The organism is Nocardioides sp. AN3 (assembly GCF_054653495.1).
Genome location: NZ_BAAIGC010000012.1, coordinates 132,907 through 158,240 on the forward strand (window position 1 = coordinate 132,907; position 25,334 = coordinate 158,240).

Sequence of the window (25,334 nt, forward strand, 5' to 3'; positions counted from 1 at the left end):
TCGGTGGTGACGTCGCTCACCCCGCCACGGCAGCGGCTCCGCTCACGCGGCGCTGGATGCTCCGGTGAGGCTGGTCAGGAGAGCGTTCGAGTCGGCGATCGCCCCGAAGACGCCTCCCTGCATGGTCACCATCTTCAGGGCGGCCTCGTAGTTGCCGACGTCGGTGGCTCCGGTGCAGTCGGTGAGCAGCAGGCACTCGTAGCCGCGGTCGTTTGCGTCGCGCATCGTGGTGTGCACGCAGACGTCGGTGGTGATCCCCGTGAAGATCAGGTGGGTGACCCCGCGCGTGCGCAGCAGCAGGTCGAGGTCGGTGGCGTAGAACGATCCCTTGCCTGGCTTGTCGATCACCAGCTCGCCATCGATCGGAGCCACCTCGGGCACGATCTCCCACCCGGGCTCGCCTCGGGTGAGGATCCTTCCGCACGGTCCGTCCGAGCCGATGCCGGCGCCGATCTGCTCCGAGCGCCACAGCTTGTTCGGAGGACAGTCCGAGAGGTCAGGGCGGTGGCCCTCTCGGGTGTGCACCACGAACATGCCGACCTCACGGGCCGCGGCCAGGACGCGTTGGGTCGCCGGCAGGCCGGAACGGGTCAGGGACAGGTCGTAGCCCATCCGGTCGACGTAGCCGCCCGGGCCGCAGAAGTCGACCTGCCAGTCGATGTTGATCAGTGCCGTGCGCTCGGGCGTGAACGACCCGTCGTACGGCCAGGAGTAGGGCTGGGCCTCGACAGGCCCGAAGGTGAGGGTCACGTCAGTTCCTTCTGGAGATGCGGTCGTGGAAGCAGGGCGTCGAGCACCGCCGTGGTCTCGCCCACGGCGCCGAAGATGCCCCCGGACATCTCGACCTGGGATCGCGACGAGGCGACGAGATCCGGGTCGAGGGGGGCGCACGCGTCCAGGACCAGCAGGCATTCATACCCACGGTCGTTGGCCGAGCGCATCGTCGAGTGGACGTTCGTCTCCAGCCACTGGCCGCAGACCAGCAGCTGGTCGCGTCCGAGCGATCGCAGGGTCGCATCCAGGGGGCTGGCGAAGAAGCCGTCGATCCCCCCGGCTACGACCCGGTGAGCGTCGCCCTTCAGGCCGGTGGCACCCAGCCGAGGCGTCGCCGGGCCGCCCCGGGAACGGGGCGCCGTGGTCACCTCGACCACGACGCCGCCGTTCGCGTGGACCGCACCGGCCAGGTCGGCGATCCGGCCGAGGACCGCGTCCAGCGCCGAGTCCAGGACCGGGTCCGGCCAGGATGACCCTTCGCCGGAGACCGCGCCGTCCGATCCGGGCAGGACGACGACCAGCGCCAGGCGAGAGGCCTCCATGCTGGCGTCGTACGGCCAGGCGTACGGCGTGCTGCCGGCGACAGTGGGGTTCATCCTCGTCACGCCCCTACTTGGCGAGCTTTCCGACGACACCCTTGACGAAGAAGTCCATGGCGTCGTTCTGCTCGTAGGTCGGGATCACGCCGGCCTTGATCTTCACCGCTCCGGTCTGGTCCTCGACCGGCCCGACGAACGGGGACCCGTCGGGCGTGGCCAGGAACTTCTGGGCGTCGTCGATCTTGGCCTTGGTCTGCGCGGTCACGTCCGGACCGAACGGAGCCAGGACGAACGGGTTCGTGCCGGTCTTGTAGCCCACCCGGAAGTTGGCGTTGTACTTGCTGCCGACGAAGTCACCGGCCAGCACCGTCTTCACGATGTCGGTGTAGAGCGGGCCCCAGTTCCAGACCGCTCCGGTGAGCCAGCCCTTCGGCGCCAAGGAGGAGGCGTCCGCGTGGTAGCCGACGGTCATCGCCCCGGCCTTCTCGGCGGCCTGGATCACCGTCGCCGTGCAGTCCTGGTGCTGAGTGAGGACGTCGACACCCTGGGACAGGAGGCTCTCAGCAGCGGCCTGCTGCTTGCCCGGATCGCACCAGGAGGAGGTCGAGACCGTGATCGTCTGCGCCTTCGGGTTCACCGACTGGGCTCCCCGCTCGAAGGCGTTGATGTTCGCGATCGTCTGCGGGATCGGGAAGGCGTAGACGTAGCCCAGCTTGTTCGACTTCGTCGAGGCGCCCGCGGCGATGCCGGCCAGGTACATCGGCTCGTACACGGTGCCGAAGTAGGTGCCGACGTTCGCGGTGATCTTGCTCTCCGGCGTGATCGTGTTGCCCTGCTGGACCACGACGACGTCCGGGTGGGCGGCCGCGACCTTCAGGGCGGCGTCGAGGTGACCGTAGCTGGTGGCGAAGATCAGCTTGGCGCCCTTGCTGATCATCTGCTCCATCGTGGTCGCAGCCGTGTCGTCCTCGGGCACGTTCTCGGCGGTGAGCACCTTGACGCCGGGGAACTCCTTCTTGATCACCTGGCTGCCGTCGTAGACCGCCTGGTTGTAGCCGAAGTCGTCCTTCGGGCCGACCATGATGAAGCCGATGGCCTTCGTGCCCTTGCCCGGAGGGCCCGAGGAGCCCGAGTCGCTGTTGCTGGCCGCAGGGGCGCAGGCGCCGAGGGCTGCGAGGAGTGCGAGCCCTGCTAGCAGGGCGGTAGGTTTACGTGTGGGCATGAGTGGTTCCTCTCGTGTTCAACACCGCGCCGGGCGAACTGGTTTCGAGGCTGGAGCGCCCGGTGCGGTGGCCTTGCGACGTTTCCTGGTCGACTAGGTGGCGGAGTTCTCGAAGACCTTCTTCAGCTCGGCCGGGGAGGACGACAGTGTCCGGCGGCCGAGGACGGTCAGGACGACGAGCGTGAGCAGGAACGGGACGGCGTCCAGGGCGAACTGGTTGACCTGGTAGCCACGGGCCTGCAACGCGCTCCCGAGTGCGAGGGCGCAGCCGAAGAGCCACGCGCCGGCCATCACGCGGGCCGGGCTCCACACGGCGAAGATGACGAGGGCCACGGCGATGAAGCCGCGTCCGGACACCATGTTCTCGAACCAGGCGTTGGCGTAGGCGATCGAGAGGTGGGCGCCGCCGACCCCGGCCAGGAATCCGCCGGCGGTCACCGCGAGGGTGCGGGTCCATCGGATGTCGTAGCCGTGCACGGTGAGCGAGTCGGCCCGCTCACCGGCCGTCCGCACCAGCAGCCCGGCCCTGGTCTTGAACAGGAGGAACCAGACGAGCGGGACGGTGAGGTAGCCGACATAGACGAGCGGGTCGTGCTCGAAGAGGATCGGACCGACAGCCGGGATCGAGCTCAGACCAGGCACGTCCCAGGTCCCGAAGCCGTGCTTGAGCGCTCTGCCGACGTAGGAGACGCCGAAGAGCGAGGTCAGGCCGAGCGCGAGGAAGAGCACCGTCAGTCCGCTCGCCATCTGGCTGGCATGGCGCCAGACGACCAGATACGCGTGCACCAGCGCGAGCGTGGCGCCGGCCGTTCCGCCGACGAGCACCCCGAGCCAGGGGTTGCCCGACTCGACCGTGACCGCGTAGGCGCCGAGCGCGCCCCCGAGCATGCTGCCCTCGATCCCGAGGTTGATGACTCCCGCGCGCTCACCGACGGTCTCACCCAGGCCGGCGAACATGATCGAGGTGCCGCCGGCGACGCCGCTGGCCAGGACGTCTGTCGCGAGACTCATGCGTTCGCCTTCCGGGACCTGGTGAAGCCGAGGACGGCCATGAGGATCAGCGCCGTCAGCACGTAGATGGCAGCTGAGGGGATCTGGGAGTCGATCTGGAGGCTGTCGCCAGCGACTGCCAGCGTCGCCATCAGGAAGGAGCCGAGCAGGATCGGGAACGGCCGGTGGCGGGCCAGCCAGCAGACGAGGAACGCGGTGTAGCCCACCTGGTGACCGAAGCCGGGTCGCAGCTTGTACTCCACCCCGGCGAAGATGATCATCCCGGCGATCCCGGCGAGGGCGCCGCCCACCAGCAGGGCCGAGAGGAGGAGTCGTGGGACGTTGAGGCCAGAGCGCCGAGCGGCCTCGCTGTTGCCGCCAGCCACCGAGATCTGGAAGCCCCACCGCGTCCGGGTGAGCGTGAGGTGGACCAGCACCGTGAGCACCAGCGCGATCACGATCCCGATGTTGATCCGGCTCGTCGCCGAGAGCAGCGGGAGCTTGGCGGTGTCGACCAGCTCCTTGGTGGCCGGCTGACCGGCCGGGGTCTCACGCCATGGCTGGTAGATGAGGAACAGCAGGATGTCGACGGCGACGAAGTTCAGCAGCAGCGTGCTGATCGCCTCGTTCACCCCGGTGACCACTCGCAACGTTCCGGCAAGGGCAGCCCACAGCGACCCTGCGAGCGCGCCGGCGAGGAACATGGCGACGATCAGCAGCGGACCGGAAAGCGTCTCCGGGAGCCACAGCGTGACGCCGCAGGCGGCGACGCCGCCGATGATGATCTGACCTTCGCCGCCGACGTTCGTGAGGCCCGCCCGCGCCGGGACGGCGACGGCGAGGGCGCCGAGGACCAGCGGAGCCATCCGGATCACGATCTGGTCGACCGAGGCCTGCTCCCCGAAGGCCAGCCGCAGCATCGCCGAGTAGGCCTCGACCGGGTGCGCGCCCTTGATCATGAGCAGGACAGCGAAGACGGTGATCGCCACGGCGAGGGCGCCGACCCATCGTGCGGCGACGGAGAGCCCGCGCAGCAGCGCCGGGACGCTGACCCGGAGGGCCCCGACCCTCGTGGCGGCGTGGGTGGTCATGCCGCACCCCCCGTCATCAGCTCGCCGATGCTCGAGCGCTCGAAGTCGACCGGGTGTACCTCCCCGGTGATGTGACCGTCGCGCATCACGACGATCCGGTCGGCCATCGACATCAGCTCGTCCAGGTCCTCGGAGACCATCAGCACGCAGGCGCCCTCCTCGCTGCGCTGCAGGAGCAGCTCCTGGGTGCGGCGGGCGTTGGCGATGTCCAGCCCCCGGCTCGGGTACGCCGCCACGACGACCGTCGCCTCCAAGGCCAGCTCGCGGGTCAGGATGACGCGCTGGATGTTCCCACCGGAGAGCTCGGCCACGCGACGTCCACGCGGTGCGAGGTTCAGGCCGAGGCGCTTGTTGCTGACCGTCGTGTGCTCATCCACCGTCCGCCAGTTGATCCCCAGACCGCGCCTCGGGATGGGGCGACCGTGCAGAACCATGTGGTTGAGCACCGTCAGCCGTCCGACCACCGAGTCGGCCACCGGATCCTCAGGGATGCTGGCCGCGCCGGCCGCGATCGCGTCGGTGGGACGGCGTACGTCCTGGCCGTTGAGGCGCACCGAGCCCTGCTCGGCCGGCCGTAGGCCGAGGATGACCTCGCACAGCTCGCGCTGGCCGCTGCCCGCCACTCCCGCGACCCCGACCAGCTCACCAGGACGCACCGTCAGGTCGACACCCTTGAGCGCGACGTGGCCGGCGTCCCCGCGAGCGCGGACCCCGACCAGCTCGATCGCCGGCACCTGGCTCTCCGCGATGGTCCGGTGGGTGCGGTCGAGGTCGGCCACGGCACGCCCGACCATCGCCTCGACCAGCTCCGCGTTGGTGTAGTCGGCCGGGTCCACGTTCGTCAGGACGGTGCGCCCCCCACGGAGCACGGTCGCACGGTCGGCGATGCTGCGGACCTCGTCGAGCTTGTGCGTCACGATGACGATCGCGAAGCCACGCTCGCGCAGGTGGCGCACGACCCCGAGCAGCGCCTCGACCTCCTGGGGAGCCAGCACGCTGGTCGGCTCGTCGAGGATGACCAGCTTGGCCCCGGTCATCAAGACCTTGAGGATCTCGACCCGCTGGCGCTCGCCGATCGAGAGGTGGGCCACCTTCGCCGACGGGTCGACGGCGAGCCCGAACTCGTCGCTCGCCTTCTCGATGCGGCGCGCCAGGTCCCGCAGTCGCAGGATCGGCCCCTCGGCGACGGCGAGCGCGACGTTCTCGGTCACCGTCAGCGCCGGGACCAGGCGCAGGTCCTGGAAGACCATGCCGATGCCGTGCCGTCGGGCGTCGGCCGGGCTGGCGATCGGTGCCTCCTTGCCGTCGACGATCATCTGGCCGGAGTTGGGCTGATAGACGCCGTAGATCATCTTCAGCAGCGTGCTCTTGCCGGCGCCGTTCTCGCCGACGAGAGCGTGCACCTCCGCCGGCATCACCTCCATGCTCACGTCGGTGTTCGCCTTCACCTCCCCGAAGTGCTTGGTCAGTCCGAGCACCTCCAACAGAGGCCGCGGATGGCGAGCGGACATGTCAGACCTCCCGGGTGCTGCGCGAGAGCAGCGCTCGTTGACGGATCGCACTGGCGGCGCGCTGCTCGACGACCTCGAGTGAGGCGCCGATGTGCTCGCGCAGCAAATCGGCGGCGAGCAGGACCTCGCCGTCGAGCAGTGCGGTGACGATCCCGAGATGTTCATCGATGCTCGTGGTGATGCGGTCAGCAGACAGGAAGTCGTAGGTGTGCACCGGCCGGATCCGGATGTTGACGGTCTCCAGCATCTCGGCGAGCGCCAGGTTCCCCGACGCGCGCAGCAGTGCCAGGTGGAAGGCCTCGTCCAGACCGATGAACGAGCCGTCCGGCTCAGGAGGGTCCTCCCTGATCGCCTGCCACGTCGAGAGCAGCTGTGTCAACGCACCCCGGTCGTGCGTGATCCCTGCCTCCGCGGCACGGGTGATGCCACGCAGCTCCAGGGTCAGGCGCAGCTCATAGAGGTCGCGCAGGTCGAGGAGGTCGATCTCGGCCACGTAGTAGCCGCCATCGGAGAAGCGCTTGAGGAGCCGGTCGCTGTGGAGTCGCACGAACGCCTCACGCACGGGCGTGCGGGACATCTGCAGCTGCTCGGCGATCTGCTCCTCGGCCAGCCGATGCCCGGACGGGAACTCCCCCAGCATGACCATCCGGCGGATCTGGAGGTAGGCGTGCTCGCGCCGGCTGGCAGCCACTTCGGTTCTGCTACGGGTCCGCACGCACGCCGATCCTTCTGGCTCGGTGACCGCGGTCTGTATCCGGGTCTGTGCCCGACCCTGTATGCAGGATGTTTCGAGCGTCGTCTTCGTGCTGTTACGAAGTCTTTAAGGCGCCGTCACGGGGGTGGCTGCGGTGTGTCCTAGCCTCGCGTCCCGTGACCCGACTCGTCCTGCTGCACGGCGCAGCAAGCACGGCGCGGGTGTGGGACCGGCTGATCCCCCACCTGCGCGACTGCGACGTGGTGGCGCCCGAGCGTCCTCGGACCGGAAGCCTCGACCTGGAGCTGGAGTGGCTCTCCGGCCTGGTGGCCGACTCATGGCTCGTGGGCTTGAGCGGCGGCGCCACCCTCGGCCTGGCACTGTCCGCCCGCGGCGGCTCCTTCGCCGGTGCGGTGTTGCACGAGCCGGCGGTCGGCAGCCTCGTCCCCGACCTTCTCACGCCGATGCGGGTCGCCTTCGCCGCAGGAGGAACCGCGGCCTTCGCGCGCACTCTCTACGGCCCGTCCTGGTCGGTCGACCTCTGCGGCGTCGGGCTCTGGCTGGATGACGACGTGACGGCTCGCGAGCTGGCCATGTTCTCGGGCTTCGAGCCAGCCGCCCCGTCGCGCGATGCCGGCCCGGTCATCATCACGGTCGGCGAGCACTCGCCGCCGCTGCGGCACCTGGCCGCCGACGCCCTCGAAGGCGATCTCGGCTATCGCATTCGCGAAGTGCCGCAGGCGTCCCACTTCGCGCCCTATGACGCGCCTGCCGCTTTCGCTGCCGTCGTCCTCGACGTCATCCGATCGGCCGGGGCGCCGAGTGCCGGCATGTCAGTGGGTTGACGCGGCGAAGACGAACCGCCACTTCGGCAGTTCGAGCCGCCGGATCCGGCCGTCCGTGGCTCTTGCGATGACGTCGAGCCCGGGCCGGGTGCCGTCCGGCGCCTCGCCGGCTATCCGGTGGCGGTGCTCGTCAGGTCGGCCAGCCACGGCGGGTCGGCGCCAGGGCGGCTCACTGTGACGGCGGCGACCTGCGCTGCACGCCGCCCGAGGAGATCGAGCTCTTCAGGCCACAGCGTCTCCCCTGCGAGCACATCGGCCGTCAGGCCGCTGACCATCAGCTGATGGAGGAGCGCGCCCATGAAGGAGTCACCGGCGCCGATCGTGTCGACGACGTCGGTCCGGACCGCCGGGACCTCGACGACGAATTCGCCCGACGCCATGACGCAGCCCTGGGGACCGCGTGTGACCGCGACGACGGTCGGCCCTGCGCCGAGGAGGTGGCGCACGACCTCGCGCTCGGGCATTCCCGGGTAGAGCCAGCCCGCGTCCTCGTCGCTGAGCTTGACGACCTTCGCGAGCGGCAACAGCCGCTCGAAGGCGACTCTGGTGCGGCCGAGGTCAGCGAGCAGCGTCGGTCGGATGTTCGGGTCGAGGGTGACGAGTGACGAGTGCGCGGCCTCCTCGAGCCGGCAGCGTACGAGATCCGCGCCCGGCTCCAGGAACAGCCCGAGTGAGCCGGCGTGCGTGCAGGTGGCGGTTCGCGGTTGCGCGGGCGTGGGATCCCATTCCAGGTCGAACTCGTAGTGGGCCGAGCCGTCGGCCTGCAACGTGGCCGTGGCCGTTGAGGTGCGCGCGAGCCGACGTGCGCCCGGGACGAGCTCGACGCCGGACTGCTCCAGGTGATCCTCGATCAAGTCGGCGCGATGGTCGTCCCCGAGGCTCGTGAGCAGCTGGGTCGGCACGCCCAGTCGCGCCAGGGTCACCGCCACGTTGAGCGGGGAGCCCCCGACCGCCTCGAGGGTCACACCCTCGGGATCGCGGACGATGTCGACCAGCGCCTCGCCGATGACGAGCGCCTGAGGAGGAGCGCTCACCATCAGCCCTTCACCGCGCCGGCGGTCAGACCTGCGATGACGTGACGCTGGAAAAGCGCGTAGATGGCCAGCTGGGGCAGGAGCACGAGCGTCGCGGCCGCCATCATGCCTCCGTAGTTGACGGTGTACTGGCCTTGGAACCGCGAGACAGCGAGCGAGACGGTCGCCAGGTTCGGGTCGTTGATGAGGATGGACACGAACGGGAACTCGTTGAAGACGTAGACCACATTGAAGATGAGGATGGTCGCGATCACGGGCCGCATGGTCGGCAGCACGACCGACCAGCAGATGCGGAACAGGCCTGCACCGTCCATGATCGCCGCCTCCTCGAGCTCGCCGGGGAACTCCCGGAGGAACCCCGTCAGGAGCAACGTGTTGAACGGGATCGACACGGCGATGTAGGGCAGGATCAGCGCCGCGTAGGTGCCGAAGATGCCGAGAGCGAGGTCGATGCGGTAGATCGGGAACAACAGCACGTACACCGGCACGGCGAGCCCGGCGAGGAAGTAGAACCGCACCGAGGACTGGGCCGCACGGCGGCGGAAGACCATGCGCGTGAGCGCGAACGACGCCATGAACGAGACGACCGCGCCGATGGTCACCGAGGCGACCGCGACGATGATCGTGTTCTTGTACATCTGCACCAGCGGCAGCGATGCGATCGCGTCGCGGTAGTTGGCGAAGGTGAGGCTGCGCAGCGAGAACGGGTCGGACAGGATCGTCTTGCTGGGCTCGAGCGAGAGCAAGGCGATCCAGAGGATCGGCAGGACGATGAGGAACGTGATCAGGTAGGCGGTGGCACCGCCCGCGACGAGACCGATCCGCCGACGCCTGATCGAGCTCGAGTCGTCGCGTATGTGGCTCGGGGCGGTCACCTGGGTCCTCGAGGCTTCGTGGTTGGGCGTCGTCGGCGTCGTCGTCTGGGTCATGCGAGGCTCCGGCGGCGAGCAGCAACAAGATAGGCCAACGACGTCACCGCGCCGAGCACGAAGATCACCACGGCGATCGCCATACCCGAGCCGTAGCGCTGGTTGGTGAAGGTGACGAAGTACATGTAGCTGACGAGCGTCTCGGATCTGTGGACGGGACCTCCGCCGGTGAGCATGTAGACGAGCTCGAAGATCTTGAAGACGTTCGTGATCAGCAGGATCGTGACGATCGCGAAGGTCTCCCGCATCATCGGAACAGTGACGTGACGCAGTCGCTGCCAGCTGGTGGCACCGTCCAGGGTGGCGGCCTCCATGACGTCGCCGGGGAGCAGCTGCAGCCCGGCATAGAAGATCGTCATCGCGAAGCCGATGCTGCTCCAGATGAAGACGACGGAGACGGCGTACGGCGTCAGGGTGTTGCCGCCGATCCACTGGACCGGCGGCAAGCCGACCGCGTCGAGCAGCCGGTTCAGCAGTCCCACACGCGGATCGAGGATGAACACCCAGATGAGCCCGACGAGGATCGGCGCGATGATCGCCGGGCCGAACACGAGGGCGCGGAGCGCACCGGACCCCTTGCGTTGCCGCAGGAGCAGCGCCAGCCCGAAGGACGCCGGCACGAGGATGACGAGGCTCACGACCAGGATCACGACGGTGTTCTTCAGCGACTGCCAGAAGAAAGGGTCGCTGGTGAGTGCGGTGTAGTTGTCGAGCCCGACGAACTTGGCCGCGCCGAAGCCGGCGGAGTTCGTGAGGCTGAAGGCGATCGCGTACCCCACGGGGTAGACGAAGAAGGCCGTGAACAGGATGAGCGCTGGCGCGAGCATCAGGGCGATCTTCCAGCGGGAGCTGATCCAGACCATCGTGCGTGTCGTCCTCTTGGATCGTGAGCCGCGGTGCGGCCCGGTTGGTTCGGGGTGCGCCCGGACGAGCCGGGCGCACCCCAGCTTGCAGCGAGCTGCGATCTACTTCTCGGCGTCGAGGGCCTTCTGGACCAGGGCGACCGCCTTCTCGGGGGTCAGCTGGTCCTCGATGACGCCGTAGATGCTGTCGTACATGGCACTCGCCACCGCGGTGGAGACGAGCAGGTCTGGCTGTGACTGCGGGCTTGTCAGGTTCGCGTCCGTGGCGACGTCGAGCGCGGACTTGAGGACGCTCTGCTTGGTGGCGTCGATCTTGGGCTGGTAGTCGGTGACGGGAGGCTGTCCGTTGTCGACCAGCAACTGCTGGGCGGTGTCGCCGTAGTAGAAGGCGAGGAACTTCTTGACCGCGGCGAGCTTCGACTTGTTGTCAGCGACCTTGTGGTCGATGACCAGCGGGGCTGAGGCGACGTTCATGACGATGTCCTGCTTGCCTACGCCGTCGTCGAAGGTCGCGCCGTTCCAGAAGGCGGTGTCGGCGGCGACGGAGGAGCCCTGGATCGCGCTGGAGGCCCAGACGCCGGCGTCGAGCATCGCTGCCTTGCCGTTCAGGTACTGGTCGACGGCCTGCTGGTAGGTCTGCGTGGAGACGTTGGTGGCGAAGGCGCCGGCGTCGCGCAGGTCGGCGATGTGCTGGTACATGCGGACGAAGTCGGCGTTGTCGTACTTCTGCGACCCGTCAAGGATCCCGTCGATCTTGTCCTCGAAGCCGAAGCGGTCGAGCCAGACGAGGAAGGACCAGACGCTGAAGGAGGACTGGTTGGCGCCGTCGGAGATCGTGACGATGCCCTTGCTCTTGAGCTTCTTGGCGATGGCGACCAGGTCGTCGAAGGTGGTCGGCTCTTGGAGGCCGTTGTCCGCGAGGATCTTCTTGTTCACCCACAGGCCGGTGAGCAGCCCCTGGTAGGGAACGCCGTAGACCTTGTCGCCGGCGGTGAAGTTGCTGACGGTGCTCTGCGGCAGGTGCTGGCTGATGCCGAGGTCATCCAGGGTCGGCTTGAGATCCATCAGCTTGCCGGCCTTGAGCATGTCCTCGGCGGTGGCCTTGTAGACCCAGAAGATGTCGGGGAGGGTGTCGCTCTGCGCCGCGATCGAGAGGCTCTGCAGGTGCTCGGCGACGGCCTGGCCGCTCACCTTGACGTGGATGTCGGGATTGGCCTTCTCGAAGGCCTGGACGATCGCCCACGTGGCGGGGTCGGCGGTCTTCACATCCGGGTTCTGCATCGAGAGTGTGATCGTGGTCTTGCCGTCGGCGCTGCCGCCGTCGCTGGCACTGCTGCAGGCAGCAAGCCCGACGAGCGACATGACGGCGAGGGCGATGCCGGCGACGTGGCGTCGGCGTCGGCTCACGAGCTTGCGACCAAGCATGGGCGGTTGTTCCTTACGGGAGAAGGGCGGAGGGGCCAGTGATCAACCGAGATCATCGAAACGTTTGCGCGAATCGTTTCGCCGAAATTACGTGGCTTGCATCACACCTGTCAAGCGGTCTGCGGGGTCCGACCTTGGGCGTCGTCGACCAATGAGCCGAACCGGTAGTCCTCGCTCGAGGCGCGCAGCTCGAGCCGCTGCTGGAGTCGGGTCACGCGGGGGCTCTTCTTCGGAGACTGGAGGCGCTCCAGGAGCAGGCCCACGGCCGCGGCTCCCATCTCGAAGGCGGGCTGCCGGACGGTCGTGATCGCGGGCTGGAAGAGGTCGGAGTGGTTGAAGCCGTCGAAGGTGGCGAAGGCGATGTCGCCGGGAACCGAGACCCCCGCGTCGCGCAGCCGCTCCAGGGCCGTGACCGCCAGCGGGCTGCTCGCCGCGACCACACAGGTGTAGCCGCCGCGGCCGAGTGCGGCGGAGAAGGCGTCCCCGACGGACTCGAAGTCTGGGCCCTCCAGCAGCTCGCAGGACACCGGATCGGTGGCGACGCCCAGGATCGCATCCTGGAATCCGGCCAGTCGTTCACGCAGTGTCGGCACTCGCGTATCGCCGGCGACGAGGACGAACCGGCGATGTCCTGCGCCCAGCAGGTGCTCGGTCAGTCGGCGCATGCTCTCGCGGTTGTCGGCGCCGACCTGGTCACACGGTGCGCCGTCGAAGACGCGGTCGAGCAGGACGACGGGCGGCGTCTCGGCCGCGAGATGGGCGTCGACGTCCGACGACGAGGCGGCGCACCGCGCCAGGATCAACCCGTCGACGCGGCGCTCGAGGAGCGTCTCGACCGCGCGCTTCTCCCGCTCGGGATCCTCGGCGGAGTTGGCGAGGATGAGCGTCAGGCCCTGGGCCGCGGCCGCGTGCTCGACGCCGTGCACCATCTCGGCGAAGGCCGGCTCCCCGGCGTCCGACACGACCAGGCCGATGCTGTCGGTGCGCGAACGGCGCAGAGCGCGCGCGAGCGCGTCCTGGCGGTATCCGGTCTGCTCGATCGCGTCCAGGACCTTCTGGCGCGTGTGGGACTCGACGTTGCGCGTGCCGTTCAGCACGTGGGACACGGTCGAGGTCGAGACCCCTGCGAGTCGTGCGACCTCCACGATCGTTGCCATGCCGTCTCCGTTCAAACGTTTGCCAGCGGGCCGGATATCCGGCATCCCCATGTGATTCGCAGACCATACCTGTCGGACGGCGTTGATTGCGTGACGGGAGTCACCCTGTCTACGATGCGGCACACACGCAAACGTTTCGATGCTTTGGGCATGCCCCGACGAAAGGACGACCATGACTTCAGACTCCCCTACCGGCGGCCTCCTGGGAGATCTCACCAGGGCCCGCTCGGGGCGGTCGGCCCGCGCCTCCAGCTTCGACCAGACCGGCCGCAACCGCGACAACTGGATCGTCATGCCGGGCGAGGAGCGCACCCTCGCTGACCTCGAGGGCCCTGGGTTCATCACCCACATCTGGATGACGCAGTCCTGCCGCATCCAGCCCGGGCCCGGCCAGATCGACCCGGCCGTCGTCGGCGTGCCGATGCTCGAGATCCACAACGCTCTCGGCGTCAGCTGGGAGGTCGTGGACCCGGACTATTACCGCAAGATCCTGTTCAAGATCTACTGGGACGACCAGGAGACCCCGAGCGTCATCGCACCACTCGGCGACTTCTTCGGGCTGATGAACTCCCTGTCCGGCAGCTATGACTCCCTGCCGCTGTCGGTGTCGGCGAAGGAGCCGGAGCTGCACACCTTCGGCGGCAGCGCCGCGTTCAACAGCTACTTCCGGATGCCGTTCGCCAAGCGGGCGCGCGTGGTGGTGGAGAACCAGAACGACATCCCCTACCTGCAGTACTTCTACATCGACTACGAGCTCTCCCCCACGCCTCTCCCCGAGGACACGGTCTACTTCCACGCCCACTGGCGTCGGGCGCTGCCCAACGTCGGCTGGGGTCCGGATCTGCAGGCCAACAGCATCGAGACCACCGTCGCCAACCTCGATGGAGCCGACAACTACGTCGCGCTGGAGACCGAGGGCCGCGGCCACTACGTCGGTTGCACGCTGGCCGTCCGCCACTTCCAAGGCTCGTGGTGGGGCGAGGGCGACGACATGATCTTCATCGACGACGACACCTGGCCCCCGAGCCTCCACGGCACCGGCATGGAGGACTACTTCGGACACGCCTGGGGCATGCAGCGCAACGCCTACCAGTTCAACGGGACGATCGTGCACGAGGAGGACGTCCCCGGCTTCCACCACAGCTACCGGTTCCACATGGTCGACCCGATCCGGTTCGAGAAGCGGATCAAGGTGACCTTCGAGCACGGTCACGGCAACCACCTCTCCGACGACTGGTCGTCGACGGCGTACTGGTATCAGACCCTGCCCTCCCCCGTGCTGGAGGTGCCCGACGTCGACCAGCGCCTCCCGCTGAGGCCCGTCGACCGGGTGATCGAGGCGCCCCTCCCGACGCTGACCGACGAGCAGCGCGCCGCCCGCGCACAGGCCGAGGAGCGGATGCGGAGGTTCGTCGAGGCCCGCGACGCGCTGCGTGAGGAGCGCCGCGAGCAGGTCGACCAGTGGGAGCGCGGCAACGTCGAGCAGGCCCGCGCGATCCGTCGCGCCTACGACGCTGGAAGGAAGTGACTGGCGATGCGGCCGCTACTCCACTTCACCGCCGAGCAGGGCTGGATCAACGACCCGCACGGCCTGACCTTCCACGCCGGCGAATATCACCTCTTCCACCAGTTCGTCCCCGACAGCCTGGTGTGGGGGCCGAACTGCCACTGGGGCCACGCCGTCAGCCCGGATCTGCTGACCTGGAGCCACCGCGAGATCGCCATCGCGCCCGGCGACGGCGACGACGGCATCTGGACCGGCAGCCTCGTGGACGACCGGGAGCGCACGCGCATCCTCTACACCTCGGTGGCCCACCCCGACCTGGGGCTCGGTCGCGTCAGGCTCGCCACCCCGCACGACACCACCTGGGACACCTGGACGAAGGGCGAGATCGTCGTCCGGCCCCCTGCCGAGCTGGATCTCATCGCCTTCCGCGATCCGTTCGTCCGGCGCGAGGGCGAAGGCTGGCGGATGTTCGTCGGGGCGGCGACCCGCGGCGGGGACGCACTCGCACTCACCTACACCTCCGAGGACCTGGACACCTGGACGTACGACGGCGTCGCACTGTCCCGGTCGACGACGGAGGTCGAGCCGGTCTGGATGGGGGCGTTGTGGGAGTGCCCGCAGATCTTCGACGTCGACGGTCACTGGGCCATGGTCAGCTCCGTCTGGGACGACGACGTCCTCCACTACGCCGGCTACGCGCTCGGTGGGCCCGAGACCTACGCCGCCGGTCGGTTCTCCCCGACCGAGTGGGGGCAGCTCAGCTTCGGCGGCTCCTACTATGCGCCCTCGTTCTTCCGGGACAAGGACGGCCGGCCGTGCCTGATGTTCTGGATGCGCGGCGTCGTCGATGCCGAGGCCGGGTGGGCGAGCTGCCTGAGCGTGCCCCACCTGCTGTCGGTGCGTGAGGGCCGGCTGGTCGCCTCACCCCACCCCGACCTGGATCTCAGGCGGCAGAAGCCCCTCGAGGCCGGCGAGCTTGCCGCAAGCTTCGATCTCACCTGGCACCCGACGTCCACCGACGCTGAACTGCTGCTCGAGGGTCCCGCGGGCAAGACCGCCCGCCTGGCCGTGCAGGACCAGATCGTGACGCTCGAGCGGCCCGGCCAGGAAGCCTGGTCGATGCCCTGGAGCGGTGAGCGCCTGCGGGTCGTCGTGGACGGGTCCGTCATCGAGGTCTCCTCCGATCGCGGGATCCTCGGTGGCCCCGTCGAGCACACGACCACCTGGCGCTCGGCGAGCGAAGGGGTCGAAGCATGGTTCCTTGGGACGGGCCGCTGACATGGGGTCCGTCGAGTCGGCGCACGAGAGGCCGCACCCGGGCGTCTCGCGTCGCAGGATCCTGCAGGTCCTCGCCGCGACCGCGGCGGTGACGCCCTTCGCCCGCCTGGCGTTCGGCATCGACCGCGCGGACGCGGCCGCTCCTGCCTGGCAGCCCCCACCGCCGTACGACTCCATCGTCGGCCTGCTCTGAGCGAGAAGGAAGAGGAACCACTCCATGGCATCAACCGTCTACGACGTGACCGCGTGGCCCGGCGCGACCGTGTCCCCCTACACCGACATCGGCCTGGTCATCAACGAGATCATCGCCGACATCCACTCCCAGCAGACCGGGCAGACGACCCGTCCGGGTGCCGTCATCTACATCCCGCCGGGGCACTACACACTCCAGACCACGGTGAACATCGACGTCGGCTTCCTGACGATCAAGGGGTCGGGGCACGGCTTCATGTCCGAGGCGATCCGTGACGACGTCGACCACTCCGCCTGGGTCGAGACCCTGCCCGGGTCCAGCCACGTGCAGATCGCCAACACCAACCAGGTCGGGTTCCTCGTCAACCGGGCCACCGACCCCGGGACCAACGGGCGTCTCAACTCGATCGTCTTCCAGGACTTCTGCATCGACGGGGTGAGCAGCTCCAAGCCCTACCTGCCGGGGAACGGCAAGACGGGCATCAAGGTGCAGTACGACACCGACTCGCTCCGCGTCGAGGGCATGGGGTTCGTCTACCTCGCCAACGCCCTCGTCGTGCGCAACGCCGACGCCTTCAACATCACCAACAACTTCATCGCCGAGTGCGGCAGCGCCATCCAGATGAACGACGGGTCCATCGTCGGCAAGGTCACCAACAACTACCTGATCAGCGCGTGGGCGGGGAACTCGCTCTTCATCGAGAACAACGAGAACTGCGTCATCAGCGGCAACAGCCTGCTGTGGGGGGCACGGATGCAGTTCAAGAGCGTGCACCGCGCCGTCATCACCGGCAACAAGTTCGTCAGCAACTTCTCGGGGATGATCGTGCACGAGACCCCGTGCCACGAGCAGCTCATCTCCGGAAACCACTTCCGCCGCATCTTCGGCGACGGCGGGCCCGCCCGCAACGACGATCTCTACGGCATGGTCCAGCTCAACGGCAACGACAACTCGGTCACGTCGAACACGTTCTCGTTCAACGTGCCTGCGGCCAACGTCGTGCCCGCGGGTGCCACGCCCACCGTCGTGCTCGTCAAGGGCGGCAACGGCAACTACCTGGCCACCAACAAGCTCGTCTCGAACATACCGGTGCGCCACGTCCTGGACTCCAGCACCACTGCCACGAAGGTCCTGTGGTCCGGAACCTCCTCGCAGCTGCAAGACCTCACGGGAGGCAACATGTCGTTCGTCGCCACACCCTGAGGCCCCTTCACCCGAGCGCGCGGTGCGCTGGACACTCTTGGCCAGCGCACCGCGCCGCGGTCGAAAGTCCCCTTCGCGGCCCTTGGTCCCCTCGTCGGGAGCCGTCACACCCCGACAACGTCCACGAGACCGTCGAGTCCGACGAAGTCGCGAAGGTTGCGTGTGTAGAGCCGCGCGCCGTGAGCGTGAGCGGTGGCAGCGATCAAGAGGTCCATCACGCGACCCCGCGGCTGCCGCCCTGCGTCGACGACAGCAGCCGCGAGGCGGCCGTAGCTGACGGAAACAGCCTCATCGACAGGGAGCGCGTCGAAGCGACGCTGCAGCAGGTTGAGCCGACGGAGTCGCTCTGCCCTGACCTCCGTCGTCTTCGCGACCAGGACGCCGAAGTTCAGTTCAGCAAGCGTGATCGCGCTGATCGCGAGCAGGCCCGGTATCGGCGCGACTTGCTCACCGACAAGCACGCTGGTGTCGAGGATGGCCCGCTCAGGTGCGGCGCTCGACGCCGTCACCGCTCTGCCCAGGGATCGCGAACCTCGTTGTCGACCAGGTCCCTGTCGCTCTCCCAATCCGGATCGGCGGGCCCGTGGAAGAGGTCTGCGATCTCACCCCACGCTCGCCACTCCACGGCGCGCGCCGCGACCAACCGAGCACTGGGACGTCCGGAGACGGTGATCGTGATCTCCTCGCCCGCCTCGACCCGCCGTACCAGCTCGGAGGCGTCCTGTCGTAGCTCGCGCAGCCCCACCGTCTCCATGCTCCGAGAGTAGCACTTGTGCTAGCCGTGCGAGATGTCGCGATCCCTCGAAGCCAGCACAGGAGCTGGCGCCCCTGGCCGGGTTCCGTCCAGGACGTCATGCCGATGGTGCAACCACTTGCTCCGTCCGCATGACGTCCGCGACAGGTGGCGCTGGTCCGGAGACGACCGTCAGAGGGCGCTCTTGGCCTTCTTCGCCTTCTTGGTGACCTTGCGGGTCGCCCGCTTGCTCTGCTTGCGGGCGGCCTTGCCCTTCTTGCCGACGGTCTTGGTCACGTCGGACGTGCTGTCGGAGGCCGCATCGCTGAGCGCCTCGAGCGGGTGCCGCACCTTGCGCGGGATCACCAGATCCCCCGCCGTCCGGAACAGGCGGCGCGCCAGGAACAGGATCGGGATGCCCAGCGGGGCCAGGATGATCGTGACGCACAGAAGCGCCCCGACCAACCCGAGCAGTCCTCCGACGAGGCTGAGCAGGCTCGCGCCGAGCCATCGAAGAGCCTTCATGACGTCCTCCCAGGAACCCCGCGACGATGCAGGGTCATGCCTCACTCCCGTCTCGGAGGTACCCGGGCGACGTCCCCGCCACACGACCACCGGTGGAGCACACTGCCGACATGGAGATCACCGATGCGCTGGCCGTCGTCGCCGCCGGCCACGAAGCCGTCCTCGCCACCCTGAAGAACGACGGCCACCCTCAGCTGTCCAACGTGTCGCACGCGGTCGGCAGCGACGGCATCGTCCGGGTCTCGAGCGTCGCCGACCGCGCCAAGGTCCGCAACCTCCGCCGGCGGCCGTGGGCGGCGCTGCACGTCAACGGGAGCAGCTTCTGGGAGTACGTCGTCCTCGAGTGCGATGTCGAGCTCTCCCCCGTCGCCGAGGATCCCGACGACGCGACCGTCGAGGAGCTGGTCGAGCTGTTCCGCGCCATCAAGGGCGAGCACGACGACTGGGACGACTACCGCCGCGCCATGGTCGCCGACGGCCGGCTGGTGGTGCGTCTGCGGCCCACGCGCGCCTACGGCCTTCTGCCGTGAGCGACCCACGAGTTACTGACGCGTAACCTTCGCCGACCGGGGCCGTTGATCGGTTCGTCCACCCGCGCCTGCGGGGAGGGCGCTGAGCGACGTGGAGGTCGAGTTGAGTCACCGTCTGTTCCCCCGTGCCAGCTCGGCCGCAGCGGCCGCGGCCCTGGCGCTTCTGGCCACGGGACCGGCGTACGCCGCCGATCCGATCGCCCGTGCCTCCGCGACCGCGCTGCAGGTCAGCGTCGCGGGGCACGGGGCCGACTCGGGCACCTTCACGGCCACGAACGACGGGACCCGCGAGTCGACCTCCGGCACCAACAGTCCCGCCGTGCCGGCGCTCGCGGGACAGCGGGCCACGAACCTCGGCACCCTGGCGCAGGATGCCGCGGCACGTGTGGCGGACGGCCACGGCCACTCGGCCGCCTGCGCCGGAATCGCCGGGCAAGGTGCGACGTTGGCCCAGGTCGGGGACGGGACCAGCTGCCTGACCGGCGGCCAGACCGTCACCATGGGCGCTGCCACCGCCGACTTCAGCCATGTGCAGGTGGCGCCCGACGACATCGACCAGGGCATCGACACGACGATCGCCGGTGCTGTGTCCGCTGCGGCGGCGCCGGTGGTCAACCAGCTGCTCGACGCTCTCGGCAGCCCCACGCTCGGCCTCGACGTAAAGGCGGTGCAGGCCTCCTGCGCCGCAGACCCCGGGACCGCCGGCGGCACCGCCAGCATCGCGGACGGGACCGCCTATCTCGCGGCTCCGGCGCCGCTGGGCCGCGTCGACCTGGTCTCGCTGCCCGTGCATCCTGCTCCCAACACGCACGTGCTCACTGACATGAGCAAGGTCGTCACCGCCGTCGAGGAGGCCGTCGCGCACCAGCTCGACACCGCGCTGGGCGGCTCGTCGGGGCCGCTGGCGAGCCTCACGATGCCGGCCGGGATGACGGTGGCGACCGTCCTCGACCAGGTGAAGGCGAACGTCACGGACGCCCTCGGCCCTCAGCTGGCGCCGCTGGACCAGAACGTGCTCGACATCGAGCTCAACAAGCAGTCGAGGCCGTCAGCCGGCGCCATCGACGTGACGGCGCTCGACCTCAGTGTGCTGCCCGCAGCCCAGCAGTTCGTCGACGCCGATCTCGCGAGCCTGGTCGTCGGGCATGTGACCTGCGGTCCGAGTGGACGTCTCGCGGCTCCGGCCGCAGCGCCCGCGCTCGACCCGTCGACTCCGGCTGACGCGCCTGTGGCCGACCCGCCCGCGGACACGGCAGTCCCGACGGCCGTGAAGTCCGGCGCCGCCTCCTTCGAGGACGCGCCCTCCGCGCTCGCGATCGCCGCACTCGCCGGGCTCGTGCTGGCCGGCACCGGCGCGGGCGTCTGGGGCTTCCGGCGCAGCCTCCGGTCGTGAGCGGGCTCGCGCGGCTCGGACGGTACGCCGCCGCGACCGCGACCGGCCTCCAGCTCCTGGTCGGCGTCCTGGCGGGAGGGGCCGTCATCGGGTCCTTCGTCGTGCCGGGTCACGAGGCGGAGGCGGGGGCGCCGCGATATGCGGCGGTCAGTCCCGGAGCGCCGATCCGCCTCGCCATGCCGAAGCTGAGGGTGACGGCACCGATCGTGCCGATCGAGATGGCCGGCCGGGCGCTGGACCCGCCACGCGACTACCGCGAAGTGGGCTGGTGGTCGGCGAGCGCCAAGCCGGGGGCGCCGCAGGGGCAGACCGTCATCACCGGTCACACGGTGCACACCGGCGGCGCCAGCATGGACCGGCTGGGTCGTCTCACCACGGGGGACCTCGTCGACGTGATCTCGCGGCGCGGCACCATGCGCTACGAGGTCGAGCGCACGACCGTCTACAGCCATCGTCAGCTCGCGCGGCACGCGCAGCAGCTGTTCGGCCAGGACCGGGGCCGCGGGCGACTGGTCCTGGTGACGTGCACGGACTGGAACGGCGCCGAGTACGAGAGCAACGTGGTGGTCCTCGCTCGCCCGCTCGGCGAGCCCGCCGAGAGACAGACCGGCGCCCTCGGGTGAGGCCTCAGAGGTAGAGGCCGGTGGCCTCCTCGGCGACCCGCTCCGCCGCGACGGCGTGCACGTCCCGCTCGCGCATGATGATGTAGACCTCGCCGGAGACCTCGACCTCGGCCTTGTCCTCGGCGTCGAACAGCACGCGATCGTCCACCTGCACCGACCGTGCGTGCGGACCGACGGCGACCACCCGCGACCACGACAGCCGGCGCGCGCCCATCGCGGCCGTCGCAGGGATGACGATCCCGCCGGAGGACCGGCGCTCCCCGGCCTCGCGGTCCAGCTCCACGAGGATCCGGTCGTGGAGCATCTTGATCGGAGTCTTGCTGCTCACCGGCGCTGCTACCGCGACAGCCTGCGAAGGGTGACCATCAGCCCCACGACTCCGGCCACGACGCCGACGGTCTTGAGGATGTTGGGCGTGTTGGGCTCGCCGGTCACCGGGTCGACGTACGTCGCCTTGATCGCCTCGATCTGGCGTCGCACGATCGTCTTCGGGCTGGACCGGTAGATCAGTTGGTCGATGGTTCCCGCGAGGCGCTCGCGCGTCACCTCGATCTCGTGCTCGAGCTGCGACGAGCGATCGGCCTTGGTCATGGGCCCAAGTTATCAACACACTGCCACCGAGTAGGTTTCGCACCATGAGCCGCCTCCAGCCCGGTGACACAGCGCCTGCCTTCACCCTGCCCTCCGACACCGGCGAGAGCGTCTCGTTGGGTGACCTGGCCGGTCGCAAGGTGATCGTCTACTTCTACCCGGCGGCCATGACGCCCGGCTGCACGAAGCAGGCCTGCGACTTCACCGACTCCCTCGACGCGCTGAAGGCCCAGGGCTACGAGGTGCTCGGCATCTCGCCCGACAAGCCCGAGAAGCTCGCCAAGTTCCGCGAGCGCGACTCCCTCACGATCACCCTGCTCTCCGACCCCGACAAGGAGGTCCTGCAGGCCTGGGGCGCGTTCGGCGAGAAGAAGCTCTACGGCAAGGTCGTCGAGGGCGTCATCCGGTCGACGTTCGTCGTCGACGAGACCGGCAAGATCGAGTACGCCGCCTACAACGTCAAGGCCACCGGCCACGTCGCCAAGCTCCGCAAGGACTTGGGGCTCGGCTGACCGTTCGTCGAGGTATGCAGCCGAGTGGGCACTCCCCGTGCGGAGTTCCACGCGGGCAGTGACGACTCGGCTGCATACCTCGACGAACCAGCGGGTCCCGAGGACGATCAGGGAGGTCCCTAGACTGTCCGCTGAGCGCCCGTACTCCAACGGCAGAGAGAGCGGCTTTAGGTGCCGTCAAGTGTGAGTTCGAATCTCACCGGGCGCACATGACGGTCCTCGTGCTGGCCTCCCAGTCCCCCGCCCGGCTGCAGACGCTGCGCAACGCGGGCGTCGACCCGGTCGTGATCGTCAGCGGCGTCGACGAGGACCAGCTCGAGGGGCTCGCCCCGGTGGAGCTCGCGCTGCAGCTGGCCGAGCTCAAGGCCGCGGCGGTGGCACCGCGCGGCGAGGTGCCCGTCGGCGCGCTCGTGCTCGGGTGCGACTCGGTCCTCGACCTCGATGGCGAGCCCTGGGGCAAGCCGGGCACGCCGGAGGAGGCGATGAGGCGCTGGCAGGACATGCGCGGACGCTCGGGCGTGCTGCACACCGGTCACAGCCTCGTCGACACCGCGACCGGCCGGACGGCGGCCGCGACCGCCAGCACGACCGTCCACTTCGCCGACGTGACGGATGAGGAGATCACGGCGTACGTCGCCACGGGCGAGCCCCTGCACGTGGCCGGCGCGTTCACCGTCGACGGCCTGGGCGGCGGCTTCGTCACCGGGATCGAAGGCGACCACCACAACGTCGTGGGCGTCAGCCTGCCGCTGCTGCGCGAGCTCGTGCGCGAGCTGGGCCACTGGTGGCCGAGCCTGTGGGCTCAGTCGACCAGCTGAGGCTCCCCGACCGGCTCGTCGGGATCGCCGAGGTCCTCGGAGGGGTCGTCGTAGACCTCGGTGTAGCGGATCGGCCGGTGGAACACGAACCGCCGGAACAGGTAGAACCGGGCCACCTGCGAGAGCAGCAGTCCGATGAAGTTGCCGGCGAGGTTGTCGTCGAGCTGTGAGGTGAGCCCCAGGACGTGCCGGCTGAACCAAAGGCAGCCGAGGGGGATCGTCGTCATGGTGATGATGTTGATGACGGCGTAGGACAGGAAGCCCTCGCCGGCCTTCGTGCTGCCGGACCGCTGCCGGAAGGTCCACCGGCGCGAGAGCTCGTAGGACACGATCATGCCGACGCCGTGCGAGACGATGTAGGCCCAGGTGAGGTGGCCCTTCAACGGCGACCACAGCTGGTAGGGCTCGTAGGCCAGCCAGTTGTAGAGGACAATCGCCACCGCCGTGGACACGGCTCCGACCGCCATGAACCGCGCGGCCTCGACGATCACGTGGCGGCGCGGCATGCGGCCCATGGTAGGAGGCGGACCGCCCCGCGCCTCACTCGACAGGCAGACCGAGCCCCCGTGCAATGAGCATCCGCTGGACCTCGGAGGTGCCTTCGCCGATCTCGAGGATCTTGGCGTCCCGGTAGAACCGCGCCACGGCGTACTCCTCCATGAAGCCGTAGCCGCCGAACACCTGCGTGGCGATGCGCGTCGCGGTGACCGCTGACTCGGAGGTGTAGAGCTTCGCGATGGCCGCGGCCTGCTTGAACTCCGCGGTGTTGACCTTGCCGGCGGCGGCGCCGGCGTCCTTGAGAGCCGCGGCGCGGTAGGTGAGCAGCCGGCCGGCGTGCAGCATGACCTCGAGGTCGGCGATCTGGAACGCCACGCCCTGCTTGCGCCCGATCGGGCCGCCGAAGGTCTGCCGCTCGCCGGCGTAGGTCACGCACAGGTCGAGGCACCCCTGGATGAGGCCGACGGCCAGCGCGGCGATGGCCACCCGCCCGTCGTCGAGCGTGGCGAGGAACTGGGCGTAGCCCCGGCCGCGCTCCCCCAAGAGGTGGTCCGCGGGGACGCGCACGTCCTCGAAGGTGAGCGGGTGGGTGTCGGAGGCGTGCCAGCCGAGCTTCTCGTACGGCTTCTCGGCGGTGAAGCCCGGCGTGCCCGACGGCACCACGATCGCACTGATCTCCGGCTTGCCGTCGTCCTTGACGCCGGTCCGCGCGGTGACGGTCACCAGGCTGGTGATCGAGGACCCGGAGTTGGTGATGAACTGCTTGGCGCCGTTGACGATCCACTCGTCGTTGACGAGCTCCGCGCGCGTCCGGGTCGCACCCGCGTCCGAGCCGGCGCCGGGCTCGGTCAGGCCGAAGCCCGCCAGCGCGTGGCCGGCGACGAGGTCCGGCAGCCACTGCTTCTTCTGCGCTGGCGTGCCGAACGTGAGGATCGGGTTGATCCCGAGCCCCACCCCCGCCTCGAGGGTGATGCCCATCGACTGGTCCACCCGTCCGAGCTCCTCGATCGCCACGCACAGCGACGTGAAGTCCCCGCCGGCGCCGCCGAACTCCTCCGGAGCCGTGAGGCCGAAGAGACCGAGGTCGCCCATCTTCTGGACGACGTCGACCGGGAAGTGGTGGTCCCGGTCCCATTGCGCGACGTGAGGGGCGATCTCCGCCTCGGCGAAGTCGCGCACGACCCGCCGGAACTCCTCGTGCTCGCGGGACAGCTCGCCGTAACCGTTCGAAGTAGGCATGACGAACAGGTTAGCGTTCATTAACCAAAACCGCGAGACGATGCTCACACGACGCCCGTGCGGCACTCCCCTAGAGTGGGACGGCCCACGCTTTGGTAGTCGGAGGAGTCGTCGAGTTGAGCAAGCCGCTGTCGAAGGTCCTGATCGCGAACCGTGGCGAGATCGCGGTGCGGGTGATCCGCGCTGCGAAGGATGCCGGGATCGGCAGTGTGGCGGTCTATGCCGACCCCGACGCCCACGCGTTGCATGTCCGGCTGGCCGATGAGGCCTACGCCCTGGGTGGTGCGACCCCGGCGGAGTCCTACCTCTCCATCGACAAGATCATCGACGTCGCGAAGCGGTCCGGGGCGGACTCGGTCCACCCGGGCTATGGGTTCTTGGCCGAGAACGCCGACTTCGCCCAAGCCGTCCTCGATGCCGGACTGACCTGGATCGGCCCCCCACCCGCCGCGATCGAAGCCCTGGGCGACAAGGCCAAGGCCAAGCAGATCGCCCAACAGGCCAACGCCCCCCTCGCCCCCGGCCTGAAGGACCCGGTCAAGGACGCCGAGGAGATCATCGCCTTCGCCCGCGAGAACGGCCTCCCGGTCGCGATCAAAGCCGTCTTCGGCGGCGGT

Annotated in this window: 30 protein-coding genes and 1 tRNA gene; 12 read left to right on the forward strand and 19 right to left on the reverse strand. The window is 69.0% G+C overall.

Annotated features, from left to right (window positions below; translation table 11 throughout):
- Positions 1-42: 42 nt before the first annotated feature.
- The 7 genes from biuH to ACYQ1K_RS15175 all read right to left on the reverse strand — a co-directional run bounded on the left by biuH (position 43) and on the right by ACYQ1K_RS15175 (position 6,818).
- Complete coding sequence (gene biuH / locus ACYQ1K_RS15145; protein WP_459983942.1) at positions 43-750, reverse strand: biuret amidohydrolase; 708 nt, start codon at positions 748-750, stop codon at positions 43-45.
- A complete protein-coding gene (locus tag ACYQ1K_RS15150) occupies positions 747-1,370 on the reverse strand; it encodes a cysteine hydrolase family protein (RefSeq protein WP_459983943.1) in 624 nt (207 codons plus the stop codon). The genes biuH and ACYQ1K_RS15150 overlap by 4 nt, the downstream gene beginning before the upstream one ends.
- A 13-nt stretch (positions 1,371-1,383) precedes the next feature.
- Positions 1,384-2,535, reverse strand: a complete 1,152-nt coding sequence (locus ACYQ1K_RS15155) for a BMP family ABC transporter substrate-binding protein (protein ID WP_459983944.1) — start codon at positions 2,533-2,535, stop codon at positions 1,384-1,386.
- 93 nt (positions 2,536-2,628) lie between these two features.
- Positions 2,629-3,546, reverse strand: coding sequence for an ABC transporter permease (locus ACYQ1K_RS15160; RefSeq protein ID WP_459983945.1), 918 nt, complete (start codon positions 3,544-3,546; stop codon positions 2,629-2,631).
- Entirely contained in the window at positions 3,543-4,616 is a 1,074-nt protein-coding gene (locus ACYQ1K_RS15165) for an ABC transporter permease (RefSeq protein WP_459983946.1), read from the reverse strand. Before ACYQ1K_RS15165 ends, ACYQ1K_RS15160 begins: the two co-directional genes overlap by 4 nt.
- A complete protein-coding gene (locus ACYQ1K_RS15170; protein ID WP_459983947.1) occupies positions 4,613-6,127 on the reverse strand; it encodes an ABC transporter ATP-binding protein in 1,515 nt (504 codons plus the stop codon). The genes ACYQ1K_RS15165 and ACYQ1K_RS15170 overlap by 4 nt, the downstream gene beginning before the upstream one ends.
- Before the next feature lies 1 nt (position 6,128).
- Complete coding sequence (locus ACYQ1K_RS15175; protein WP_459983948.1) at positions 6,129-6,818, reverse strand: GntR family transcriptional regulator; 690 nt, start codon at positions 6,816-6,818, stop codon at positions 6,129-6,131.
- A gap of 179 nt (positions 6,819-6,997) precedes the next feature.
- On the opposite strand from ACYQ1K_RS15175, the gene ACYQ1K_RS15180 reads away from it, so the two are divergent.
- Entirely contained in the window at positions 6,998-7,666 is a 669-nt protein-coding gene (locus ACYQ1K_RS15180) for an alpha/beta fold hydrolase (RefSeq protein WP_459983949.1), read from the forward strand.
- A gap of 110 nt (positions 7,667-7,776) precedes the next feature.
- Here ACYQ1K_RS15180 and ACYQ1K_RS15185 read toward each other — a convergent pair whose 3' ends face one another.
- The 5 genes from ACYQ1K_RS15185 to ACYQ1K_RS15205 form a co-directional block, all read right to left on the reverse strand.
- Positions 7,777-8,700 (reverse strand): carbohydrate kinase family protein, encoded by a 924-nt coding sequence (locus ACYQ1K_RS15185; RefSeq protein ID WP_459983950.1) that lies wholly within the window; start codon positions 8,698-8,700, stop codon positions 7,777-7,779.
- 2 nt (positions 8,701-8,702) lie between these two features.
- Positions 8,703-9,629, reverse strand: coding sequence for a carbohydrate ABC transporter permease (locus ACYQ1K_RS15190; protein ID WP_459983951.1), 927 nt, complete (start codon positions 9,627-9,629; stop codon positions 8,703-8,705).
- Positions 9,626-10,492, reverse strand: coding sequence for a carbohydrate ABC transporter permease (locus ACYQ1K_RS15195; RefSeq protein ID WP_459983952.1), 867 nt, complete (start codon positions 10,490-10,492; stop codon positions 9,626-9,628). The genes ACYQ1K_RS15190 and ACYQ1K_RS15195 overlap by 4 nt, the downstream gene beginning before the upstream one ends.
- A 102-nt stretch (positions 10,493-10,594) precedes the next feature.
- Positions 10,595-11,917: an ABC transporter substrate-binding protein gene (locus ACYQ1K_RS15200; protein ID WP_459983953.1), complete on the reverse strand. Its 1,323-nt coding sequence runs from the start codon at positions 11,915-11,917 to the stop codon at positions 10,595-10,597.
- 110 nt (positions 11,918-12,027) lie between these two features.
- Complete coding sequence (locus ACYQ1K_RS15205) at positions 12,028-13,074, reverse strand: LacI family DNA-binding transcriptional regulator (protein ID WP_459983954.1); 1,047 nt, start codon at positions 13,072-13,074, stop codon at positions 12,028-12,030.
- A gap of 172 nt (positions 13,075-13,246) precedes the next feature.
- Here ACYQ1K_RS15205 and ACYQ1K_RS15210 point away from each other — a divergent pair, with 172 nt between their 5' ends.
- Genes ACYQ1K_RS15210 through ACYQ1K_RS15225 form a run of 4 tightly spaced genes read left to right on the forward strand, consistent with a single transcriptional unit; the run spans position 13,247 to position 17,255 of the window.
- The gene (locus ACYQ1K_RS15210) at positions 13,247-14,602 is read left to right on the forward strand and encodes a glycoside hydrolase family 172 protein (RefSeq protein ID WP_459983955.1); all 1,356 of its coding nucleotides are present in this window, start codon (positions 13,247-13,249) and stop codon (positions 14,600-14,602) included.
- Positions 14,603-14,608: 6 nt separating this feature from the next.
- A complete protein-coding gene (locus ACYQ1K_RS15215; protein WP_459983956.1) occupies positions 14,609-15,859 on the forward strand; it encodes a glycoside hydrolase family 32 protein in 1,251 nt (416 codons plus the stop codon).
- The gene (locus ACYQ1K_RS15220; RefSeq protein WP_459983957.1) at positions 15,843-16,052 is read left to right on the forward strand and encodes a hypothetical protein; all 210 of its coding nucleotides are present in this window, start codon (positions 15,843-15,845) and stop codon (positions 16,050-16,052) included. The genes ACYQ1K_RS15215 and ACYQ1K_RS15220 overlap by 17 nt, the downstream gene beginning before the upstream one ends.
- A 24-nt stretch (positions 16,053-16,076) precedes the next feature.
- Positions 16,077-17,255: a right-handed parallel beta-helix repeat-containing protein gene (locus tag ACYQ1K_RS15225; RefSeq protein WP_459983958.1), complete on the forward strand. Its 1,179-nt coding sequence runs from the start codon at positions 16,077-16,079 to the stop codon at positions 17,253-17,255.
- A 104-nt stretch (positions 17,256-17,359) separates the two neighbouring features.
- On the opposite strand, the gene ACYQ1K_RS15230 is transcribed toward ACYQ1K_RS15225, so the two are convergent.
- The 3 genes from ACYQ1K_RS15230 to ACYQ1K_RS15240 form a co-directional block, all read right to left on the reverse strand.
- Positions 17,360-17,764 (reverse strand): type II toxin-antitoxin system VapC family toxin, encoded by a 405-nt coding sequence (locus ACYQ1K_RS15230; RefSeq protein WP_459983959.1) that lies wholly within the window; start codon positions 17,762-17,764, stop codon positions 17,360-17,362.
- The gene (locus tag ACYQ1K_RS15235) at positions 17,761-18,009 is read right to left on the reverse strand and encodes a type II toxin-antitoxin system Phd/YefM family antitoxin (RefSeq protein ID WP_459983960.1); all 249 of its coding nucleotides are present in this window, start codon (positions 18,007-18,009) and stop codon (positions 17,761-17,763) included. The genes ACYQ1K_RS15230 and ACYQ1K_RS15235 overlap by 4 nt, the downstream gene beginning before the upstream one ends.
- A 171-nt stretch (positions 18,010-18,180) precedes the next feature.
- On the reverse strand, positions 18,181-18,513 hold the full coding sequence (locus ACYQ1K_RS15240) for a hypothetical protein (protein WP_459983961.1): 333 nt from the start codon (positions 18,511-18,513) through the stop codon (positions 18,181-18,183).
- A 110-nt stretch (positions 18,514-18,623) separates the two neighbouring features.
- Between ACYQ1K_RS15240 and ACYQ1K_RS15245 the strand changes: the two genes are divergently transcribed.
- The 3 genes from ACYQ1K_RS15245 to ACYQ1K_RS15255 all read left to right on the forward strand — a co-directional run bounded on the left by ACYQ1K_RS15245 (position 18,624) and on the right by ACYQ1K_RS15255 (position 21,059).
- Positions 18,624-19,043 (forward strand): PPOX class F420-dependent oxidoreductase, encoded by a 420-nt coding sequence (locus tag ACYQ1K_RS15245; protein ID WP_459983962.1) that lies wholly within the window; start codon positions 18,624-18,626, stop codon positions 19,041-19,043.
- Positions 19,044-19,146: 103 nt separating this feature from the next.
- Positions 19,147-20,436: a hypothetical protein gene (locus ACYQ1K_RS15250; RefSeq protein ID WP_459983963.1), complete on the forward strand. Its 1,290-nt coding sequence runs from the start codon at positions 19,147-19,149 to the stop codon at positions 20,434-20,436.
- On the forward strand, positions 20,433-21,059 hold the full coding sequence (locus ACYQ1K_RS15255; protein WP_459983964.1) for a class F sortase: 627 nt from the start codon (positions 20,433-20,435) through the stop codon (positions 21,057-21,059). Before ACYQ1K_RS15250 ends, ACYQ1K_RS15255 begins: the two co-directional genes overlap by 4 nt.
- A gap of 4 nt (positions 21,060-21,063) precedes the next feature.
- On the opposite strand, the gene ACYQ1K_RS15260 is transcribed toward ACYQ1K_RS15255, so the two are convergent.
- Entirely contained in the window at positions 21,064-21,387 is a 324-nt protein-coding gene (locus ACYQ1K_RS15260) for a GroES family chaperonin (protein ID WP_459983965.1), read from the reverse strand.
- Positions 21,388-21,395: 8 nt separating this feature from the next.
- Positions 21,396-21,650, reverse strand: a complete 255-nt coding sequence (locus ACYQ1K_RS15265; protein WP_459983966.1) for a DUF3618 domain-containing protein — start codon at positions 21,648-21,650, stop codon at positions 21,396-21,398.
- Between the two features lie 44 nt (positions 21,651-21,694).
- On the opposite strand from ACYQ1K_RS15265, the gene bcp reads away from it, so the two are divergent.
- The 3 genes from bcp to ACYQ1K_RS15280 all read left to right on the forward strand — a co-directional run bounded on the left by bcp (position 21,695) and on the right by ACYQ1K_RS15280 (position 22,980).
- Positions 21,695-22,162, forward strand: coding sequence for a thioredoxin-dependent thiol peroxidase (gene bcp / locus ACYQ1K_RS15270; RefSeq protein ID WP_459983967.1), 468 nt, complete (start codon positions 21,695-21,697; stop codon positions 22,160-22,162).
- Positions 22,163-22,297: 135 nt separating this feature from the next.
- A tRNA-Leu gene (locus ACYQ1K_RS15275) sits at positions 22,298-22,370 on the forward strand.
- 1 nt (position 22,371) lies between these two features.
- Positions 22,372-22,980: a Maf family protein gene (locus tag ACYQ1K_RS15280; protein WP_459983968.1), complete on the forward strand. Its 609-nt coding sequence runs from the start codon at positions 22,372-22,374 to the stop codon at positions 22,978-22,980.
- Here the strand turns inward: ACYQ1K_RS15280 and ACYQ1K_RS15285 are convergent.
- Together ACYQ1K_RS15285 and ACYQ1K_RS15290 are read right to left on the reverse strand one after the other, a co-directional pair.
- Positions 22,965-23,486 (reverse strand): GtrA family protein, encoded by a 522-nt coding sequence (locus ACYQ1K_RS15285; protein ID WP_459983969.1) that lies wholly within the window; start codon positions 23,484-23,486, stop codon positions 22,965-22,967. The two genes, ACYQ1K_RS15280 and ACYQ1K_RS15285, sit on opposite strands and share 16 nt — an antisense overlap.
- 34 nt (positions 23,487-23,520) lie before the next feature.
- Positions 23,521-24,717, reverse strand: coding sequence for an acyl-CoA dehydrogenase family protein (locus ACYQ1K_RS15290; RefSeq protein ID WP_459983970.1), 1,197 nt, complete (start codon positions 24,715-24,717; stop codon positions 23,521-23,523).
- A gap of 116 nt (positions 24,718-24,833) precedes the next feature.
- Here ACYQ1K_RS15290 and ACYQ1K_RS15295 point away from each other — a divergent pair.
- Positions 24,834-25,334 (forward strand): biotin carboxylase N-terminal domain-containing protein (locus ACYQ1K_RS15295; RefSeq protein WP_459983971.1); only part of this gene is annotated, 501 nt, incomplete at its 3' end.

Excerpts from the sequence above, each read along its gene's own strand:
- ACYQ1K_RS15195 (WP_459983952.1), bottom strand. The coding sequence starts at position 10,492 with ATGGTCTGGATCAGCTCCCGCTGGAAGATCGCCCTGATGCTCGCGCCA.
- ACYQ1K_RS15150 (WP_459983943.1), bottom strand. The coding sequence starts at position 1,370 with ATGAACCCCACTGTCGCCGGCAGCACGCCGTACGCCTGGCCGTACGAC.
- bcp (WP_459983967.1), top strand. The coding sequence starts at position 21,695 with ATGAGCCGCCTCCAGCCCGGTGACACAGCGCCTGCCTTCACCCTGCCC.
- ACYQ1K_RS15190 (WP_459983951.1), bottom strand. The coding sequence starts at position 9,629 with ATGACCCAGACGACGACGCCGACGACGCCCAACCACGAAGCCTCGAGG.
- ACYQ1K_RS15155 (WP_459983944.1), bottom strand. The coding sequence starts at position 2,535 with ATGCCCACACGTAAACCTACCGCCCTGCTAGCAGGGCTCGCACTCCTC.
- ACYQ1K_RS15290 (WP_459983970.1), bottom strand. The coding sequence starts at position 24,717 with ATGCCTACTTCGAACGGTTACGGCGAGCTGTCCCGCGAGCACGAGGAG.
- ACYQ1K_RS15265 (WP_459983966.1), bottom strand. The coding sequence starts at position 21,650 with ATGACCAAGGCCGATCGCTCGTCGCAGCTCGAGCACGAGATCGAGGTG.
- ACYQ1K_RS15225 (WP_459983958.1), top strand. The coding sequence starts at position 16,077 with ATGGCATCAACCGTCTACGACGTGACCGCGTGGCCCGGCGCGACCGTG.
- ACYQ1K_RS15205 (WP_459983954.1), bottom strand. The coding sequence starts at position 13,074 with ATGGCAACGATCGTGGAGGTCGCACGACTCGCAGGGGTCTCGACCTCG.
- ACYQ1K_RS15165 (WP_459983946.1), bottom strand. The coding sequence starts at position 4,616 with ATGACCACCCACGCCGCCACGAGGGTCGGGGCCCTCCGGGTCAGCGTC.
- ACYQ1K_RS15280 (WP_459983968.1), top strand. The coding sequence starts at position 22,372 with ATGACGGTCCTCGTGCTGGCCTCCCAGTCCCCCGCCCGGCTGCAGACG.
- ACYQ1K_RS15215 (WP_459983956.1), top strand. The coding sequence starts at position 14,609 with ATGCGGCCGCTACTCCACTTCACCGCCGAGCAGGGCTGGATCAACGAC.
- ACYQ1K_RS15285 (WP_459983969.1), bottom strand. The coding sequence starts at position 23,486 with ATGCCGCGCCGCCACGTGATCGTCGAGGCCGCGCGGTTCATGGCGGTC.
- ACYQ1K_RS15240 (WP_459983961.1), bottom strand. The coding sequence starts at position 18,513 with ATGAAGGCTCTTCGATGGCTCGGCGCGAGCCTGCTCAGCCTCGTCGGA.
- ACYQ1K_RS15160 (WP_459983945.1), bottom strand. The coding sequence starts at position 3,546 with ATGAGTCTCGCGACAGACGTCCTGGCCAGCGGCGTCGCCGGCGGCACC.
- ACYQ1K_RS15210 (WP_459983955.1), top strand. The coding sequence starts at position 13,247 with ATGACTTCAGACTCCCCTACCGGCGGCCTCCTGGGAGATCTCACCAGG.
- ACYQ1K_RS15245 (WP_459983962.1), top strand. The coding sequence starts at position 18,624 with ATGGAGATCACCGATGCGCTGGCCGTCGTCGCCGCCGGCCACGAAGCC.
- ACYQ1K_RS15235 (WP_459983960.1), bottom strand. The coding sequence starts at position 18,009 with ATGGAGACGGTGGGGCTGCGCGAGCTACGACAGGACGCCTCCGAGCTG.
- ACYQ1K_RS15200 (WP_459983953.1), bottom strand. The coding sequence starts at position 11,917 with ATGCTTGGTCGCAAGCTCGTGAGCCGACGCCGACGCCACGTCGCCGGC.
- ACYQ1K_RS15170 (WP_459983947.1), bottom strand. The coding sequence starts at position 6,127 with ATGTCCGCTCGCCATCCGCGGCCTCTGTTGGAGGTGCTCGGACTGACC.